General features: G+C 66.3%; 20 protein-coding genes. 9 read left to right on the plus strand and 11 right to left on the minus strand.

All coding sequences use genetic code 11. From position 1 onward, the window contains the following. Window positions 1-7: 7 nt before the first annotated feature. Window positions 8-1,468, minus strand: a complete 1,461-nt coding sequence (locus ACP156_RS11465) for an efflux RND transporter periplasmic adaptor subunit (RefSeq protein ID WP_425051461.1) — start codon at window positions 1,466-1,468, stop codon at window positions 8-10. 167 nt (window positions 1,469-1,635) lie between these two features. Between ACP156_RS11465 and ACP156_RS11470 the strand changes: the two genes are divergently transcribed. After that, window positions 1,636-2,466: an oxygenase MpaB family protein gene (locus ACP156_RS11470; protein ID WP_425051462.1), complete on the plus strand. Its 831-nt coding sequence runs from the start codon at window positions 1,636-1,638 to the stop codon at window positions 2,464-2,466. Window positions 2,467-2,546: 80 nt separating this feature from the next. Here the strand turns inward: ACP156_RS11470 and moaB are convergent, their stop codons facing one another. From moaB to ACP156_RS11495, 5 genes are all read right to left on the minus strand, one after another. Further along, entirely contained in the window at window positions 2,547-3,089 is a 543-nt protein-coding gene (moaB, locus tag ACP156_RS11475; RefSeq protein ID WP_425051463.1) for a molybdenum cofactor biosynthesis protein B, read from the minus strand. Beyond that, window positions 3,086-3,697: a LysE family translocator gene (locus ACP156_RS11480; protein WP_425051464.1), complete on the minus strand. Its 612-nt coding sequence runs from the start codon at window positions 3,695-3,697 to the stop codon at window positions 3,086-3,088. The genes moaB and ACP156_RS11480 overlap by 4 nt, the downstream gene beginning before the upstream one ends. Next, the gene (locus ACP156_RS11485; RefSeq protein WP_425051465.1) at window positions 3,694-4,293 is read right to left on the minus strand and encodes a metallophosphoesterase family protein; all 600 of its coding nucleotides are present in this window, start codon (window positions 4,291-4,293) and stop codon (window positions 3,694-3,696) included. The genes ACP156_RS11480 and ACP156_RS11485 overlap by 4 nt, the downstream gene beginning before the upstream one ends. Next, window positions 4,290-5,078 carry a uracil-DNA glycosylase gene (locus ACP156_RS11490; protein WP_425051902.1) on the minus strand — a complete coding sequence of 263 codons (789 nt, stop codon included), beginning with the start codon at window positions 5,076-5,078 and terminating at the stop codon, window positions 4,290-4,292. Before ACP156_RS11490 ends, ACP156_RS11485 begins: the two co-directional genes overlap by 4 nt. A gap of 62 nt (window positions 5,079-5,140) precedes the next feature. Then, window positions 5,141-5,596 (minus strand): N-acetyltransferase family protein, encoded by a 456-nt coding sequence (locus ACP156_RS11495; protein ID WP_425051466.1) that lies wholly within the window; start codon window positions 5,594-5,596, stop codon window positions 5,141-5,143. Window positions 5,597-5,935: 339 nt separating this feature from the next. Here ACP156_RS11495 and ACP156_RS11500 point away from each other — a divergent pair, with 339 nt between their 5' ends. The 5 genes from ACP156_RS11500 (at window position 5,936) to pyrC (ending at window position 9,801) form a co-directional block, all read left to right on the plus strand. Beyond that, the gene (locus ACP156_RS11500) at window positions 5,936-6,892 is read left to right on the plus strand and encodes an aspartate carbamoyltransferase catalytic subunit (RefSeq protein ID WP_425051467.1); all 957 of its coding nucleotides are present in this window, start codon (window positions 5,936-5,938) and stop codon (window positions 6,890-6,892) included. After that, window positions 6,885-7,340 carry a hypothetical protein gene (locus ACP156_RS11505; RefSeq protein WP_425051468.1) on the plus strand — a complete coding sequence of 152 codons (456 nt, stop codon included), beginning with the start codon at window positions 6,885-6,887 and terminating at the stop codon, window positions 7,338-7,340. Before ACP156_RS11500 ends, ACP156_RS11505 begins: the two co-directional genes overlap by 8 nt. Continuing rightward, window positions 7,337-7,912, plus strand: a complete 576-nt coding sequence (locus tag ACP156_RS11510) for a hypothetical protein (protein WP_425051469.1) — start codon at window positions 7,337-7,339, stop codon at window positions 7,910-7,912. The genes ACP156_RS11505 and ACP156_RS11510 overlap by 4 nt, the downstream gene beginning before the upstream one ends. Continuing rightward, complete coding sequence (locus ACP156_RS11515; RefSeq protein WP_425051470.1) at window positions 7,909-8,436, plus strand: aspartate carbamoyltransferase catalytic subunit; 528 nt, start codon at window positions 7,909-7,911, stop codon at window positions 8,434-8,436. Before ACP156_RS11510 ends, ACP156_RS11515 begins: the two co-directional genes overlap by 4 nt. Before the next feature lie 87 nt (window positions 8,437-8,523). Further along, on the plus strand, window positions 8,524-9,801 hold the full coding sequence (pyrC, locus tag ACP156_RS11520) for a dihydroorotase (RefSeq protein WP_425051471.1): 1,278 nt from the start codon (window positions 8,524-8,526) through the stop codon (window positions 9,799-9,801). Here the strand turns inward: pyrC and ACP156_RS11525 are convergent. Then, window positions 9,798-10,793 carry a polyprenyl synthetase family protein gene (locus tag ACP156_RS11525; protein ID WP_425051472.1) on the minus strand — a complete coding sequence of 332 codons (996 nt, stop codon included), beginning with the start codon at window positions 10,791-10,793 and terminating at the stop codon, window positions 9,798-9,800. The genes pyrC and ACP156_RS11525 overlap by 4 nt on opposite strands. 61 nt (window positions 10,794-10,854) lie before the next feature. Here ACP156_RS11525 and ACP156_RS11530 point away from each other — a divergent pair, with 61 nt between their 5' ends. From ACP156_RS11530 to ACP156_RS11540, 3 genes are all read left to right on the plus strand, one after another. Further along, entirely contained in the window at window positions 10,855-11,070 is a 216-nt protein-coding gene (locus ACP156_RS11530) for a DUF2007 domain-containing protein (protein WP_425051473.1), read from the plus strand. Next, window positions 11,063-11,836, plus strand: a complete 774-nt coding sequence (locus ACP156_RS11535; RefSeq protein WP_425051474.1) for a tRNA1(Val) (adenine(37)-N6)-methyltransferase — start codon at window positions 11,063-11,065, stop codon at window positions 11,834-11,836. The genes ACP156_RS11530 and ACP156_RS11535 overlap by 8 nt, the downstream gene beginning before the upstream one ends. Before the next feature lie 94 nt (window positions 11,837-11,930). After that, complete coding sequence (locus ACP156_RS11540) at window positions 11,931-12,098, plus strand: YdcH family protein (protein WP_425051475.1); 168 nt, start codon at window positions 11,931-11,933, stop codon at window positions 12,096-12,098. A gap of 196 nt (window positions 12,099-12,294) precedes the next feature. Here ACP156_RS11540 and phbB read toward each other — a convergent pair whose 3' ends face one another. The 4 genes from phbB to ACP156_RS11560 form a co-directional block, all read right to left on the minus strand. Continuing rightward, window positions 12,295-13,017: an acetoacetyl-CoA reductase gene (gene phbB / locus ACP156_RS11545; protein WP_425051476.1), complete on the minus strand. Its 723-nt coding sequence runs from the start codon at window positions 13,015-13,017 to the stop codon at window positions 12,295-12,297. Window positions 13,018-13,077: 60 nt separating this feature from the next. Beyond that, on the minus strand, window positions 13,078-13,905 hold the full coding sequence (locus ACP156_RS11550) for a patatin-like phospholipase family protein (protein ID WP_425051477.1): 828 nt from the start codon (window positions 13,903-13,905) through the stop codon (window positions 13,078-13,080). Between the two features lie 36 nt (window positions 13,906-13,941). Next, complete coding sequence (locus ACP156_RS11555) at window positions 13,942-15,117, minus strand: acetyl-CoA C-acetyltransferase (protein WP_425051478.1); 1,176 nt, start codon at window positions 15,115-15,117, stop codon at window positions 13,942-13,944. A gap of 197 nt (window positions 15,118-15,314) precedes the next feature. Next, on the minus strand, window positions 15,315-16,058 hold the full coding sequence (locus ACP156_RS11560; protein WP_425051479.1) for an EAL domain-containing protein: 744 nt from the start codon (window positions 16,056-16,058) through the stop codon (window positions 15,315-15,317). Between the last annotated feature and the right edge of the window lie 154 nt (window positions 16,059-16,212).

Here is a 16,212-nt window from a genome sequence, read left to right on the forward strand (position 1 = left end):
TGGGAGGTCAGCCGCCCATGCGGGATTCGATCCGTTCCACCGTGGCGACAGGCACCATCGGCTGCGCCAGCTGCGCCAGCACGCGGTCCTTCGCGGCCTGCGGCATGAACTGGTTCGCCTCGACCAGCGCCACCAGTTCCGCGCGCCGCTCGTCGCTTAGCTCGACCATCGCCGGCGCTTCGGCCTCGGCACTTTCAAGCTCGGGCGACACCGGCCGCACCTTGATGCCGGCTCCCAGCAGGGGCGACCGCTCGGCGACCACCAGTCGTCCGTCCAGCCCCGCGCCGCGCACGATCACGTCGTCGCCCTGTCTCCGCAGCAGGTCCACCTGCGCGACTTCCAGCCGGTCATCGTCACCGACGACAAGCACCGTGTTCGCCGCGTCCAGCGCGGTCGACGGCAGCACGGCCACGTTGTCCAGTTCCGGCTCGTTCACGTGAACGCTGACGAAATCGCCGGGCCGGAAGCCGCGCGGCGCATCGATCCGCGCGAAGATCAGCCGCCCGGTCGTGCCGGTCCCGACAGAAGCGCTTTCGCGGGTGATCACACCTTCGGTCACAAGGTTGCCGCCCAGCACGTCCAGCGAGATCCGAACCGGCGACCGCATCAGGTCGCCCGAGGCATCGAGGATCCGGGCGTATTCGGTGTTGGAGATCCGGAACGAGACTTCCAGACGATCCGGATCGACAAGGTTCGCCACCTGCTCGTTGTTCTGCACCAGCCGTCCCTCGACCACCGCCACGTCGGATAGAGTACCCGCGAACTCGGCATGAAGCTCGGTATCGGCCAGCGCCCGTTCGGCGTCGGACAGCGCGATCTCGGCGCGCGCCAGCGCGTTCTGGGCGCTGTCCACCCGCGCCTCTGCATCCGCCAGCGCCTGCCGGCGCGACAGGATCGCCTGCTTGGCAGAAGCTTCGGCCAGCGCGGCGTCGTCCACCGCAGCCTCGGTCCCGATGCCGCTGGACGCCATGTTGCGCGCCCGCGCCAGCGCCTGCGTCCTCAGCGCCGCCTGTTCCTCTGCCGAGGTCACATCGTCCCGCGCCAGCACCAGCGCGCGGCGCGCATCGCGCAACTCGGCCTCGGCCTCTGCAAGGTCGGTCTTCGCCACTTCCAGCGCGGCCTCCGCCGTGCGCGGGTCGACCCGCAGCAGCAACTCGCCCTGGCTGACCGAGCCGCCATCCTCGAAATCCTCCGCCAGTTCGACGACGGTGCCGGACGCGGTCGCCCGCACCTCCAGCGTGCGCCGGCTGCGGACCTCGCCAAAACTGGTCAGAACCGGGGTTACGGACACGGGTTCGTAGGCCCGCACGTTCACCGCGAAGACACGCTCGTTCGCCGGGCGCACGCGTTCCTCGCGGTTCCACACGGTTTCCAGCGCGCCATAGACGGCATAGCCGGCATAGGTCAGCAGCCCGACGGTCACCGCCATCAGGAAAAGGCCCACGAGGGATCGGCGCAGAAATCGCATTGGGGGGAGCAACCCTTGTTCTTGCTGTCTCAAACTACCCACAGCCCGGCTTAACGCCAAGCCACAACGGTGTTACGGCCCGCGCCGCGGATTCCGTCGCGGAAATTTCCCGCGCGGTGTGATAATCGCGATGCGACATTCCAAGTAAAGGAGCATCGCAGGTGCGCATGCGCGACAAGATCGCCCGTCTCGACCCGGCCACCGACGCGCGCGAGATCGTGTTCCTGCTGGGCGCGTGGGAGTTCCCGTGGGACATCGAAAAGGCGCTGGAATTCGCGCTGTTCCGCACCTACGCGGTCCCGTCGATCTCGGGCCTGCTCGCCCGCACCGGCGAATTCGAGCATCGCCCGGCGAAGCGTTACGACGACACCGCCCTGATCCTCGCCGAGATCCTCGAACATGGCGCCGACAGCGACCGTGGCGCGGCGGCGCTGGCGCGGATGAACGCGATGCACGGGCGATTCCGGATCGCGAACGAGGATATGCTCTACGTCCTGTCGACCTTCGTGATCGAGCCGATCCGATGGATCGCGCGCTTCGGCTGGCGCGACCTGACACCGGCCGAAACGCAGGCAATCTTCACCTTCTATCGCGACATGGGCGTCCGGATGGGCATCACGGACATCCCGGCGGACATCACCGCCTACGAGAGGTTCAACCGCGACTACGAGGCGCGTAACTTCCGGCGCGCCGACAGCAATGCGCTGGTCGGCAGCCGCACCCGCGACTTGCTGCTCGGCTTCTACCTCCCCAAACGCCTGATCCCCATGGGCCGCCCCGTGGTCCACGCCATGATGGACGACCCGCTGCGCAAGGCGATGGGGTTCCCGCCTGCGCCCCGCTGGCTGCGCGCCGCCGTCCCCGCCGGTCTCCGCCTTCGTGCCCGCGTGCTGCGCCTGCTGCCGCCCCGCCGCAAACCCTACCTTCAGACCGGGAAACGCCGCGCCACCTATCCCGACGGCTACGAGATCGACCGCCTCGGGACCTTCCCCCGCTAGGTTTCTTCTCTTTTGAAATACCTCGGGGAGTCGCGCAGCGACGGGGGCAGCGCCCCCACGGACGCGGCCGGTAAAGGGCGTTACTTCCGCCGCAGATGCTCGTCCAGACGCGGCATGATCTCGACGAAATTGCAGGGCCGGTGCCGGTAATCCAGCTGTCTCTCAAGGATCTCGTCCCACGCATCCTTGCAGGCCCCGGGCGAGCCCGGCAACGCGAACAGGTAGGTCCCGTTCGCCACCCCGCCGGTCGCGCGGCTTTGCACCGCCGAGGTGCCGATCTTCTGCATCGACACGATGGTGAACACCGTCCCGAAGGCGTCGATCTCTTTCTCGTAGACGTCGCGATGGGCCTCGACGGTCACGTCCCGCCCGGTCAGCCCGGTGCCGCCGGTCGAGATCACCACGTCCACCCCCGGATCGGCGCACCACTCTCTCAGCTTGGCCGCGATTTCTCCGCGCTCATCCCGCAGGATCTCCCGCGCGACGACTTCGTGGCCCGCTTTCTCGATCCGCTCCACCAGCACTCCGCCCGAGCGGTCCTCGTCCAGCGCGCGCGTATCCGACACCGTCAGCACGGCGATCCGCACCGGCACGAAATCCTTGGTCTCGTCGATCCGGCTCATGCCTTCTCCATCACAGCAAGCCGCAGCGCCAGCGCCGCGAACACCCCGGCGCTGACCCATCCCAGCGTCCTTGAAAACCGTTCCGACCGTGCCACCGTTCGGCCGATTCCGCCCGCGAACACGCCGACTGCGCCGTTCACGAAGAAGCCGCCCACCGACAGCACGCCCGCGAAGATCAGGAACTGCGGCAGCACCGCGCGGGACGGATCGACGAACTGCGGCACGAAGGCCAGCATGAACAGCACGATCTTCGGGTTGGTCAGGTTCACCACGAAGGCCTCGCGGAACGCATGGTGCGACCCGCCCGGTACATCGCGCACCGGCCCGCTGCGCAAAGCCTGCACCGCCAGCCACAGCAAATAGCCGACACCGACCCATCGGATCACGTCGAACAGCCACGGCAGCCCGGCCACCAGCGCGCCCAGCCCCAGCCCGGCCACCAGCCCGTGCGCCAGTCCGCCCATCGAGATCCCGGCGCTGGCGGCCACCGCCGCGCGCGGCCCATGGCGCAAGCCCTGCCCAAGACAGAACATCATGTCCGCCCCCGGCGTCAGGTTCAGCGCCAGAGAGGCCGGGACGAACGCCAGCAGCAGCAGCGGTTCGATCATGGCGCCACCTCGAACCGGTTCGGAACCGGGCCAAGGTTCACCACCCGCGTCCCGCCGATCATCCCCTCGGCGCCCCAGCTGTCGTGAATATGTCCACAGACCGCCAGCTTGGGCGCGATCCGCGCGATGGCGTCCCGGATCGCCACCGAGCCCACCGACTGCCCGCCCGAGGTCACGTCGGCCACACCCTTCGGCGGTGAATGCGTCACCAGCACGTCCGCCGCGTCGCACCCCGCCAGCTTCGCGACGGCCTCTTTCTCCGACAGGTCGCAGGACCACGCGCCGAACGGCGTCACCGGCACGCCATAGCCCAGCCCGAACAGGCGCAGCCCGCCGATCTCTGTGCCCTCGCCATGCAGCACGGTCACGCCGCCGGGCGCGGCGGCGCGCAGCTCGTCCGCGCTTTCGGCATTGCCCGGCACCACGACGAAGGGCGCCGCGATATCGGACAGCAAGGCCATCGCCTCGGGCAGACCCTTGCGCATGTTGCAGAAGTCCCCGGCGCCGATCACAAGGTCGGCCTCCGCCGCGGCGTCGACCAGCAACGCGGCGCGCGGCGCCGACAGGTGCAGGTCGGAGAACGCCATGATCTTCATTCGCCGCCCCTCAGCCGGTGCTGCAGCATCAGCAGATCGTGCCACGCGTCGCGCTTTGCGTGGGAATTCCGCAGCAGATAGGCCGGGTGGAACATCGGCAGCGCCGGCTTCCCCAGCGCCTCGGTCCAGGTGCCCCGCAGCCGCGTGATCCCCTTCCGCCCCAGCAAGGCGAGGCACGAGATATTGCCCATCAGCACCAGCACATCCGGGTCCGCCAATTGCACATGTCGCGCCACGAAGGGCAGCATCATGCCGATCTCTTCCGGCGTCGGGTCGCGGTTCTGCGGCGGGCGCCACGGCAGGATGTTGGTGATGTAGACCGACTGCAGCGCATCCGGATGGGCGCGCCCCATGCCGATGGCGTCCAGCATCCGGTCCAGCAACTGCCCGGCCCGGCCCACGAAGGGCTTGCCCTGCATGTCCTCGTCGCGCCCCGGCGCTTCGCCCACGATCATCACCCGCGCGGCGGGATTGCCGTCCGAGAACACCGTGTTCCGCGCCCCGCGCTTCAGGTCGCAGTGGTCGAAGGCGGCAATCGCCTCGGCCAGCGCCTCCAGCGAGCCCGCCTTGGCCGCATCGGCGCGGGCGATCCCGGAAGCATCGACCTTCTGCACCGGGACCGGCCCGGTCGCTTCGCCCTTCGCCGCCGCCTCGGCGGCGGGTTTCGGCGGTTTGTCCGGGATCTCATAGCGGTTGATGGGCGCTTCGCAGATGGCCTCGGTCGCGCCAAGCTCGACCTGCCATTCCAGAAGCGCCCTCAGCGCATAGTGATCCATCGATTCCACCTGCATGCCGCCATGCTAGGCCGCGCGGCGGGAAAGTTGAATGGCCCGCGACGCGCCTGCCGTCACGCCAGCCGCTTCCTCAGCCGCAGGGGGTCATGCGGCAGCGGCTCGTAGCCACAGGCAACGTAGGCCCCGCGCGCCGCCGCGTTCTCCGCCTGCGTGCCGATGGTAACGAAACTGCCGCCCAGCCGCCGCGCCGAGGCTTCGACCGCCGACAGCATCCGCCGCCCCACGCCGAAGCCGCGCCGGTCCGCGTCGACGTACAGGTGCTCGACCTCGATCCCGCGCAATCCATCGGCCAGCTTCGCGCGGCGCCCCATCGCGGCATAGCCGACACAGGTGCTGTCATCCTCGGCCACCAGCAGGGTCAGCCACGGCGTCGGCCCGAACAGGTCCCGCCGCAAATCGGCAACCGTGACCCCGGCCCCCTCACCATGGTGCGCGGCAAGCGCCATGATCATGTCGCGCACCTTTGGCAGGTCGCGCTGCTCTACCTGTCTGATCCTGATGTGTTCCATGTTCTTTTCCTTCTCCAGGCCGGAGGCGGAAAAGAAAAATGGCCGCCTTCCGGCGGCCATAAACTCACGTCACGACACCGCCCCGCTATTGCAGGACGAAATAAAAGCGCGTGTTGTGAAGACGTGTATCCATAACTGTCTTTTCCAGCGCGCCCGGCATTCTGTCAAGCACAAGTACACCTTCTTTTTTTTCCAAGTACCTCGGGGGAGTCGCAAAGCGACGGGGGCAGAGCCCCCACTCCGCCCTGTCGGCCCGAAATCCCGCTTGCGACCGGCCGCGGCTTCTTGCCCGCGCCGTCCGGGATTTCTATAAACGGGCAAGGCACCGCCGGGGGGCACATGAATTTCCGCCAGAAACACCTTCTTGGGATCGAAGAGCTTCACCCGCTCGAGATCACCGAGATTCTCGACCTTGCCGACACCTACGTCGACCTGAACCGGTCCGAGACAAAGCATGGCGACGTGCTGAAGGGTCTTACCCAGATCAACATGTTCTTCGAGAACTCGACGCGTACACAGGCGAGTTTCGAGATCGCCGGCAAGCGGCTGGGCGCGGACGTGATGAATATGGCGATGCAGGCCAGCTCGATCAAAAAGGGCGAGACCCTGATCGACACCGCGCTGACCCTGAACGCGATGCACCCCGACCTGCTGGTGGTGCGGCACCCGCATTCCGGCGCGGTGAACCTGCTGGCCGAGAAGGTGAATTGTTCCGTCCTGAATGCAGGAGACGGGCGCCACGAGCATCCGACGCAGGCGCTGCTGGACGCACTGACGATCCGCCGCGCAAAGGGGCGGCTGCACCGGTTGAACATCGCGATCTGCGGCGACATCGCCCATTCGCGCGTGGCGCGGTCGAACCTGCTGCTGCTGGGCAAGATGGAGAACCGCGTGCGCCTGATCGGGCCGCCGACCCTGATGCCCTCGCAGATCGGCGAGTTCGGGGTCGAAGTCTATCAGGACATGGAACAGGGGCTGAAGGATGTCGACGTCGTGATGATGCTGCGCCTTCAAAGGGAACGCATGGACGGCGGCTTTATTCCGTCCGAGCGCGAATATTATCACCGCTTCGGCCTTGATGCCGAGAAACTGGCATTCGCCAAGCCCGACGCCATCGTGATGCACCCGGGCCCGATGAACCGCGGGGTCGAGATCGACGGCACCATCGCCGACGACATCAACCGCTCGGTCATTCAGGATCAGGTCGAGATGGGCGTCGCGGTGCGGATGGCGGCGATGGACCTGCTGGCCCGCAACCTGCGGGCCGCCCGTGCCGGAGCGCTTGCCCATGCCTGACGGCGGGAACCGCACCCCCTCTGTCCCGCTGCGGGACGACGAGGAGATCGTGCACTCGTTCCGCCCGTCGCGGTCGGCATACATCCGCGACAACGCATGGATGGCGGCCATCGCCATGGCGGGCGGCATGCTGGTGCTGTGGATCGCGGGCAATCCGCATGTCTGGACCGGGGCGATCGGCGGGCTTGCCGCGATCGGCCTGCGCGGCTGGTATCTGGCGTCCGAGGAGCTTGCCGTGCGCTGGGATCTGACCCACCGCCGCCTGCTGGGTCCGGGCGGGCGCGAGATGCGGCTGGCCGAGATCACCAAGCTGCGGACCTTCGCAAGCACGGTGCAGGTCGTCACCGCCGGCGGCGACAAGCACCTGATGAAATACCAGCCCGACGTCACCGACACGCTTACCCGCCTGCGCGAAGCGGTGGAACGCGCCGGGGGGAACGCGGCATGACGGGCGATCCGCTTCACGTCCCGGCTGGCGAGGCCGAGGTGGTGCGGGTCTTCGCGCTGGACCTTCCCGAGGATCAGGCCGAACGGCTTGCGGATCAGCCCGCGTCGAACGGACGACCCTCTCCACTGGCCGAGCTTGCCGGGGTGCCGTTTCTTGACCGCGCCCATGTCGAGGTTTTCCCGGTCTCGGACCTGCGCGGGGTCGGTCTGGCGGGCTATCTTGTCGACGGCCTTGGCATCGACGACGCCGAGGTCGAACCGGCCCGCATCGGGCTGGAAGCCGAGACCGGGTATATCGTGATCCTGCATTCGCGGGCTTTCGGCGGCGGGGACGTGACCCTTGCGCCGAAGATGGGGCTTCGGTGGCTTGGCACGTACCACATGGCGCAGGCCGATCCGGCGGGACAGATGCCGCGCGTCGCCTCTGCCGAACGGCCCGAACCGACCGAACCGGAGCAGGAAACCACGCCGCCCGTCGGTCGTCTGCCGCGCGTTGCGATGTTGCTGATCCTGCTGGCCGCAGGGGTGCTGGTCTTGCTGCTGGCGTTCCTGTTCGGGAGCAGCCGCGGATGAGCACGGTGCCTGCGGGCTGGGAAGGCATTCTCGAAGAAGGCGAAACGATCCTGTGGCAGGGGCGGCCCGGTCAGCGGGTGGTGTTCGGCGTGGCCCAGATCGGCGCGATGATCTTCGGTCTGTTCTTCTCGGGTATCGCGCTGTTCTGGATGATCCTGGCGGCGCAGGCGGGCGGCTTCTTCTGGATGTTCGGCCTGATCCACTTTTCTGTCGGCCTGTCCATCGGCGTCCTGCCCCCGTTCTGGAGCGCATGGAGCCGTCGCCACACGTGGTACACGCTGACCAGCCGCCGGGCTTTCATCGCCACCGACATTCCGCTGATGGGGCGCAAGCTGAAGGACTATCCGATCGAGTCGCAGACCGCTTTGACGTGGGACGACGGCGAACCTGGCAACGTCTGGTTCGCCAGCGAATACCGCAAGACCAAGAAAGGCTCGCGCAAGATCCCCATCGGGTTCGAGCGGATCGTCGGCGCGCGCGAGGTCTACGATCTGTGCCGCAAGGTGCAGACCGGAACCGGATGACGACCGCACCATGAAGACTGTGGTCTTCCGGCGGGAATTGCGGCAGGACACGCCTGCCTACCCCGACCGCCAAGAAGGGAAACGCCCATGACCGGCACGCTTTTCACCAACGCCCGCCTGATCGACCCCGAGGCCGGGACGGACACGATCGGCGCTCTGCGTGTCACCGGCGGACGGATCGCCGAGATCCTGGCGGGCCCCGCCGACGCCACCGGAGACATGGTGATCGACTGCGGCGGCAAATGCCTTGCGCCGGGCATTGTCGATCTGGGCGTGAAGATCTGCGAACCGGGCGAGCGCCACAAGGAAAGCTTCCGGTCCGCCGGACGCGCCGCCGCGGCGGGGGGCGTCACGACGATGATCACCCGGCCCGACACGCTGCCGACGATCGACAGTCCCGAGCAACTGGAATTCGTCTCGCGCCGCGCCTCCGAGGCCGCGCCCGTCCGCATCCATCCGATGGCCGCGCTGACCAAGGGCCGCGAGGGCCGCGAGATGGTCGAGATCGGCTTTCTGCTGGATGCGGGCGCCATCGCTTTTACCGATGCCGACAGCGTCGTGGCCGACACGAAGGTCTTCACCCGCTGCCTGACCTACGCCCGGTCTCTTGGCGCGCTGGTCATCGCCCACCCGCAGGAGCCGATCCTGTCGAAAGGCACGGCGGCGACCTCGGGCAAGTTCGCCTCGCTCAAGGGCATCCCGGCGGTGTCGCCGATGGCCGAGCGGCTGGGGCTGGAACGCGACATGGCGCTGGTCGAGATGACAGGCGCGCGCTACCACGCCGACGCCTTGTCCACCGCCGCCGCGCTGCCCGCGTTGGAACGCGCGAAAGCCGCAGGGCTGGACGTGACCGCCGGTGTCGACATCCACCACCTGACGCTGAACGTGCTGGACATCGGCGACTACCGCACCTTCTTCAAGATCAAGCCCCCGCTGCGGGACGAAGACGACCGGCTGGCGATGGTCGAGGCCGTCGCTTCCGGCCTGATCGACATCATCAGTTCGATGCACACGCCGCAGGACGAGGAATCGAAACGCCTGCCGTTCGAAGAGGCGGCCTCGGGCGCTGTCGGGCTGGAGACGCTGCTGCCAGCGGCGCTGCGGCTGTACCATGCGGGCGCGCTGACGCTGCCGCAATTGTTCCGCGCGATGGCGCTGAACCCGGCGAAGCGGCTGGGCCTGCCGACCGGGCGGCTTGCGGCGGGCGCTCCGGCCGACCTTGTGCTGTTCGATCCGGACGCGCCCGTTGTTCTGGACCGCTGGACGCTGAACTCGAAGTCGAAAAACACGCCGTTCGACGGCGCGCGGCTTCAGGGCAAGGTGCTGAAAACCTACGTTGGCGGGTCCGAGGTCTATGCGGCTTAGCTGATCCGCGCGACCACGTAGTCGGCAAGGCCGTGCAGCATATCGCGAAGGTCGCTGGCGGGCAGGGTGCCGATGGCGGTCTTCGCCTTTTCGGACCATGCCAGCGCATCGGCGCGGGTCGCTTCCATCGCCCCGTGTTTGGCCAGCAGATCCAACGCGTGGTCAAGGTCGCCTTCACGCTGGTCGCCCTTTTCGATGACCCGCTTCCAGAACGCCCGTTCTTCCTCGTCCGCCGCGGCGACCGCCTTGATCACCGGCAACGTCAGTTTGCGCTCGCGAAAATCGTCGCCCACGTTCTTGCCGGTCGCGGCAGTGTCGCCGCCGTAATCCAGCAGGTCGTCGACGATCTGGAACGCGATCCCAAGCGCATCGCCGTAGTCGTACAGCGCCTGCACCTGTTCTTCGGGCGCGGCGGCGATCACGCCGCCCACCTGCGTTGCGGCCGAGAACAGCGCAGCCGTCTTGCCGCGCACCACCTGCAGATAGATCGCCTCGTCTGTCTTCAGGTCTTGCGCCGCGGTCATCTGCAGCACCTCGCCCTCGGCGATCACGGCGGCGGCGTTGGACAGGATATCCAGCACCCGCAGGTTGCCCGGCTCGACCATCAGCTGGAACGACCGGGCGAACAGGTAGTCGCCGACCAGCACGCTGGACTTGTTGTCCCACAGAAGGTTCGCCGTCGGACGCCCGCGCCGCTGGCGGCTTTCGTCGACGACGTCGTCATGCAGCAGCGTCGCGGTGTGAATGAACTCGACCGTTGCGGCAAGGTGCACGTGGTAGGGGCCGTCGTAGCCACACAAACGCGCCGCCGCGAGGGTCAGCATCGGGCGCAGTCGCTTTCCGCCGGCCTCGACAAGGTGCGCCGTTACTTCGGGAATACGCGGCGCATGCTCGGACGCCATCCGGGTCCGGATCAGGGCGTTCACCGCATCCATGTCACCGGCCAGCGTCTCGGCCAGTTGCTCGTGCGGTTTCAGCGGTGCGTCACGCATCGGTCTCACCATTCCGTCAGCCTACTCGACATCGGCCCCTTCTTATCCCTTAATCCACAGGATGAAAGAGCTTTTGCGCACCAATGATCCCACAGTCATCGCTTACGCTTCGGCACTTCTGGATGGCGAAGAGATCGACAGCTTCCAGATGGACGTGCACATGAGCGTGCTCGAGGGGTCCATCGGCATCCTGCCCCGCCGCCTGATGGTGCGCGACGAGGATCTGGACCGCGCCCGTATCGTCTTGCGCGACAACGACATTGCCGTGGATGACTGACGCGGAACTGACCCGCGACGGATTCCTTGGCGGACGGCTTCACGTATATCAGCCCGCGAAAGGCTACCGGGCCGGAGTCGACCCGGTGCTGCTTGCCGCGGCAGTCACGGCGCGGCCCGGTGACGCAGTTCTGGAACTCGGCTGCGGCGCCGGCGTCGCAAGCCTGTGCCTGCAATCACGGGTAGGCGGTCTGGATCTGGCGGGGCTGGAGCTTCAGCCGCTGTATGCCGGGCTGGCGCAGCGGAACGCTGACGAAAACAGACTGTCCATGGATGTGGTCGAAGGCGACATTTCCCATATGCCCCCGAGCCTGCGTGCGCGAAACTTCGACCATGTATTAGCCAATCCGCCTTACTACCTGCGCGATAGCGGCACCGCAGCACAGGGCAGCACGCGAGAGACGGCGCTGGGCGAGACGCTGCCGCTGGCCGCGTGGGTCGACGCGGCAACGCGGCGTCTGAAGCCTCGGGGAGTGCTGACGATGATTCAGCGCGCGGATCGCCTTCCCGACCTGCTGTCCGCCTGTGACGGAAGGTTGGGTGATCTGGCGGTACAGCCCATCGCTCCGCGCGAAGGCAAGCCTGCCGAGCTGGTTTTGATGAGGGCGCGCAAGGGCGCGCGCGGGCCGTTTCGCCTGCATTCTCCGATTGTGCTGCACAGCGGCGACCGACACGAGCGCGACGGCGACAGCTATACGCCGCAGATTCGCGGTGTCCTGCGCGACGGCGAACCGCTGCCGACCGGGTGGCAGACCGAATTAGGGTGATTAACTAATCGTTTACGTCCACGGGTGACAGTAGCGTGACAAAATCAGAATTTTGTGGTGCACTTGTCCCTATCAGCAGAGAAGGAGGACGGCGATGAGCTTGAGTTCACATCTCGAGGAACTCCGTAGAAAGCACGAAAATCTGTCGGCGCAGGTCGAAACGGCCTTACAGAGGCCAGGCACCGACGATTTGGAAATCACCGCACTCAAGAAGCAAAAGCTTCGCCTGAAGGAAGAAATTCACCGTCTTAGCAGCGCCTGAGCACAAAGCCACGCAAGACCGCTGCGGGCTGCGCGAGTGGCCCGGGCGCCCGCTTCACCGGCAAGATCGGTTCGGCGAAAGACCTTGGGCTACCGGCCGGCGTCATTAAAAGGCGCGGCGACAGGCGGCCAGCGAAAACGCCGGTCCCCAAGGGGACCGGCGCACCGCAAAATCCAGACTTTGAACAAGCCGCGTCTCAGACGAAGAACTGCGCCCCGTTGGCAGAGATCGTCGAGCCGTTGATGAAGCCCGCATCGTCCGACGCAAGGAACGCCACGCAGCGCGCGATCTCTTCCGGTTCGCCAAGACGGCCGGCGGGGATCTGGCCGATGATCGCTTCGCGCACCTTCTCGGGCACCGCCATCACCATCTCGGTCGCGATATAGCCGGGGCAGATCGCATTCGCCGTGATGTTGTAGCGCGCGCCTTCCTGCGCCAGCGACTTGACGATGCCAAGGTCGCCCGCCTTCGTCGCGGCATAGTTCACCTGCGCGAACTGGCCCTTCTGGCCGTTGATCGAGCTGATCACGATGACGCGGCCGAACTTACGCTCGCGCATGCCGGGCCAGATAGGATGAACCGTGTTGAACACGCCGGTCAGGTTCGTGTCGATCACGTCCTTCCATTGTTCCGGGGTCATCTTGTGGAACGGCGCGTCCCGCGTGATGCCGGCATTGGCGACGACGACGTCAATCGGCCCGAGATCGGCTTCGACCTTCTCGATACCGGCCTTGGACGCGTCATAGTCAGCGACGTTCCATTTATAGGTCTGGATCCCCGTCGCTTCGGTGAAGGCCGCGGCCTTCTCGTCGTTGCCCGCGTACGTGGCCGCGACGTCGTATCCGGCGGCTTTCAGGGCCTTCGAGATGGCCTCGCCGATGCCCCGGCTGCCACCGGTGACAAGCGCTACTTTACCCATGGAATTCCTCTCCTCTCCTCCACACTTCTGACGTTACGAAACTTTTTGCGTTCGCTCAAATCAGGCGTGGCCCTTTGGGTCAAGGAATCTACGCGCGTCATTTTCGCCCTGCGCCCATGTGTCCCGCAGCTTCTGCCCGTCGGTGAAATCAATCTTGTCCGCCGGGGTCTCTTCGGACGGCATGACATAGCGCCGTCCGTCGACCTCTGGCAGCGACTTGTAGCGCCGGGTGAGTAACACCAGCGTGTCGCCCTCATCAGGATCGGGCATCGGCGCCTGATCCGCCATTCCTGCGTCGATCACCGGTTTGCCGTCCCACTCGGCGGGCTCGAACACCGGGGGAATCACCGCCGCGCCGCAGACCAGTTCGGCCAGCTTGCCGTCGCGCGCCGCGGCGTTGGCGTCGATCAGGCGCGCGGTTAGGCCGACCTTCTCGGCCCAGTCGAAATGCGGCGATCCGACGATGTGCAGTTCCGCCTCGTAGGCCAGTGTCATCGCGGCGCCGGTCAGGATGGGCGAGGGGCGTTCCGGCGGATGCGCGATCAGGATCTGGAACGACGGGCCCGCCGCCACCTTTTCCTGCGCCTCGGCATCCAGAACTTTCTCGACCACTTCGCAGTACAGGCTTTGATGTGGGGTCAGGCCCTTGTCGCCGTCATGGAAGAGGTCGACGTTGCTGCCCTTGGTCTCGAAGACCTCGCACATCGTTTCAAGCAGTTGCCGTTCCCGGCCCGCAAGCCAAGCCGACCCGGCAAGCGCACCACCGCTGACGCCGGTCACGCGCTCGGGCCGCAGCGGGTGTTCTTCGTCCAGAACGGTCATGAAGCCGCCCTGCCAGAAACAGCGCAGGCCGCCACCGGAGAATACGATCTGTTTTGTGTTTTCCATATGAAAGGGGCGGGCACGTGGCCCGCCCGGTTCAGCTTACGGACGCTCGACGCACAGGGCGACGCCCATGCCGCCGCCGATACACAGCGTGGCAAGGCCCTTCTTGGCGTCGCGGCGCTTCATCTCGAACAGCAGCGTGTTCAGCACGCGGCAGCCCGACGCGCCGATGGGGTGGCCGATGGCGATGGCGCCGCCGTTGACGTTCACGATCGACGGATCCCAGCCCATGTCCTTGTTCACGGCGCAGGCCTGCGCGGCGAAGGCTTCGTTGGCTTCGACAAGGTCAAGGTCGCCCACGGACCAGCCGGCTTTTTCCAGCGCCTTGCGCGAGGCGTGGATCGGGCCGACGCCCATAATCGACGGATCGAGACCGGCGGTGGCGTAGGACGCGATGCGGGCCAGCGGCTCAATGCCGCGCTTCTCGGCCTCGGCGTCGGTCATAAGCAGCACGGCAGCGGCGCCGTCGTTGATGCCCGAGGCGTTCGCGGCGGTGACCGAACCATCCTTGGTGAAGGCCGGGCGCAGCTTTTGCATGGCGTCCAGCGTGGCGCCGTGGCGGATGTACTCGTCCTTGTCGACCACGATGTCGCCCTTGCGGGTCTTGATGGTGTAGGCGATCACCTCGTCATCGAACTTGCCGGCCTTCTGCGCGGCCTCGGCCTTGTTCTGGCTGGCGACGGCGAATTCGTCCTGCTGGTCGCGGCTGATCTGCCACTTCTCGGCGACGTTCTCTGCGGTCTGGCCCATGTGGTAACCGTTGAAGGCATCCCAAAGGCCGTCCTTGATCATCGTGTCGATGAACTTCATGTCGCCCATCTTCTGACCCTGACGGATGTTCTGGGCGTGGGGCGACATCGACATGTTTTCCTGGCCGCCGGCGGCGACGATCGCGGCGTCGCCCAGCATGATGTGCTGCGCGCCCAGTGCGACGGCGCGAAGGCCCGAACCGCAGACCTGGTTGATGCCCCACGCAGCCGCTTCCTGCGGCAGGCCGGCGTTGATATGGGCCTGGCGCGCCGGGTTCTGGCCCTGCGCGGCGGTCAGCACCTGACCAAGGATCGTTTCGCTGACGTCCGCTTTGTCGATGCCGGCACGTGCGACGATGGCCTCCAGAACGGCGGCGCCGAGGTCGTGGGCCGGGGTGTTCGCGAACGAGCCGTTGAAGCTGCCGACCGCGGTACGCGCGGCGGATGCGATTACGACATTGGTCATGACTGATCTTCCTCCATCAGGGTCGCCGGGCGGAGGCCGGTCCCCATGGTCAGAAAGCGTCGACGTTCCGCCCGTTTCGCATTCGGTGGTATGCGGTGGCGCAGGTCAATGCAAGAGATTGACGTGGGTGCAACAACCGGTCGCGGGGAAGCCCGACCGAGGTCGCCCCGCGCAACGCGTATCCGCGAGGCGCGTCGTCAGCCGACTTGCAGGTCGTCGGATTTCACGGTCCAGAAGGGCCGGGTCGTCGGCGCGCCGAAATAGTAGCCCTGCATGCAGTCGATGCCGATCGCGCTCAGGAACTCTGCATCCTCGGCGGTTTCGACGTATTCCGCGACGGTGAACATCTCGAAATGCCGGGCGATCGAGATCAGCGCCTGGGTCAGTACCTGGTTGTCGGGATTGTCGTGGATGTTGCGGATGAACTGGCCGTCGATCTTCAGGATATCGAAATAGAACTCTCGCAGATAACGGAAGGCGGTATAGCCCGCGCCGAAATCGTCCAGCGCGAAGGACAGGCCGCGATGCTGCATGTCGGCCATGAAGACCTGCACGGTGTCGGGCATCACCATGGCGGAGGATTCCGTAATCTCGAGGATCAGCCGTTCCGCCACCGTCGGATCGCGCCGCAACCCGCGATCCAGCGTTTCGGTCCAGCGGGGATAGCCGATGGATCGCGCGCTCATGTTGATCGAAAGGCGCAGGCCGGGGTGGTCGGCCAGCGTCGCAAGCCCGAGTTCAAGCGCAAGGCAGTCGATCTGGCGCCCGAGTTCGGTGGTTTCGACATCATTGATGAAGTCCCTTGCGGGAATGACCCTGCCGGAACTGTCGAGAATGCGGATCAAACCTTCCCAGAAGGCGGGGCGATAGGGCTCTGCCGCCTGCACGACAGGCTGGAACGCCAACAGTACGTTGCGATGCGCAATCGCGTCGCGAACCATTCCCTGGATACCCCTGTCGCGTTCCGTAACTGCGTGAACAAGCGGGCTTTCCGGTTCGTCCAAGGCAGGGACGGCAGGTCTGTCCGTCTGGGGCATCTCACACTCCGTTCAGTCCTTCGTACGGTGCGCGATGGATGTTTACATAAGGTGAAGT

The sequence above is a fragment of the Psychromarinibacter sp. S121 genome (assembly GCF_049801035.1).
Classification (GTDB): Bacteria; Pseudomonadota; Alphaproteobacteria; order Rhodobacterales; family Rhodobacteraceae; genus Psychromarinibacter.

Coding starts and splice junctions, on each gene's coding strand:
- ACP156_RS11550 (WP_425051477.1), bottom strand. CDS start 13,905: ATGGAAAACACAAAACAGATCGTATTCTCCGGTGGCGGCCTGCGCTGT.
- ACP156_RS11555 (WP_425051478.1), bottom strand. CDS start 15,117: ATGACCAATGTCGTAATCGCATCCGCCGCGCGTACCGCGGTCGGCAGC.
- ACP156_RS11530 (WP_425051473.1), top strand. CDS start 10,855: ATGAAAGAGCTTTTGCGCACCAATGATCCCACAGTCATCGCTTACGCT.
- ACP156_RS11485 (WP_425051465.1), bottom strand. CDS start 4,293: ATGAAGATCATGGCGTTCTCCGACCTGCACCTGTCGGCGCCGCGCGCC.
- phbB (WP_425051476.1), bottom strand. CDS start 13,017: ATGGGTAAAGTAGCGCTTGTCACCGGTGGCAGCCGGGGCATCGGCGAG.
- ACP156_RS11465 (WP_425051461.1), bottom strand. CDS start 1,468: ATGCGATTTCTGCGCCGATCCCTCGTGGGCCTTTTCCTGATGGCGGTG.
- moaB (WP_425051463.1), bottom strand. CDS start 3,089: ATGAGCCGGATCGACGAGACCAAGGATTTCGTGCCGGTGCGGATCGCC.
- ACP156_RS11470 (WP_425051462.1), top strand. CDS start 1,636: ATGCGCGACAAGATCGCCCGTCTCGACCCGGCCACCGACGCGCGCGAG.
- ACP156_RS11510 (WP_425051469.1), top strand. CDS start 7,337: ATGACGGGCGATCCGCTTCACGTCCCGGCTGGCGAGGCCGAGGTGGTG.
- ACP156_RS11560 (WP_425051479.1), bottom strand. CDS start 16,058: ATGGTTCGCGACGCGATTGCGCATCGCAACGTACTGTTGGCGTTCCAG.
- ACP156_RS11525 (WP_425051472.1), bottom strand. CDS start 10,793: ATGCGTGACGCACCGCTGAAACCGCACGAGCAACTGGCCGAGACGCTG.
- ACP156_RS11505 (WP_425051468.1), top strand. CDS start 6,885: ATGCCTGACGGCGGGAACCGCACCCCCTCTGTCCCGCTGCGGGACGAC.
- ACP156_RS11480 (WP_425051464.1), bottom strand. CDS start 3,697: ATGATCGAACCGCTGCTGCTGCTGGCGTTCGTCCCGGCCTCTCTGGCG.
- ACP156_RS11535 (WP_425051474.1), top strand. CDS start 11,063: ATGACTGACGCGGAACTGACCCGCGACGGATTCCTTGGCGGACGGCTT.
- ACP156_RS11495 (WP_425051466.1), bottom strand. CDS start 5,596: ATGGAACACATCAGGATCAGACAGGTAGAGCAGCGCGACCTGCCAAAG.
- ACP156_RS11540 (WP_425051475.1), top strand. CDS start 11,931: ATGAGCTTGAGTTCACATCTCGAGGAACTCCGTAGAAAGCACGAAAAT.
- pyrC (WP_425051471.1), top strand. CDS start 8,524: ATGACCGGCACGCTTTTCACCAACGCCCGCCTGATCGACCCCGAGGCC.
- ACP156_RS11500 (WP_425051467.1), top strand. CDS start 5,936: ATGAATTTCCGCCAGAAACACCTTCTTGGGATCGAAGAGCTTCACCCG.
- ACP156_RS11515 (WP_425051470.1), top strand. CDS start 7,909: ATGAGCACGGTGCCTGCGGGCTGGGAAGGCATTCTCGAAGAAGGCGAA.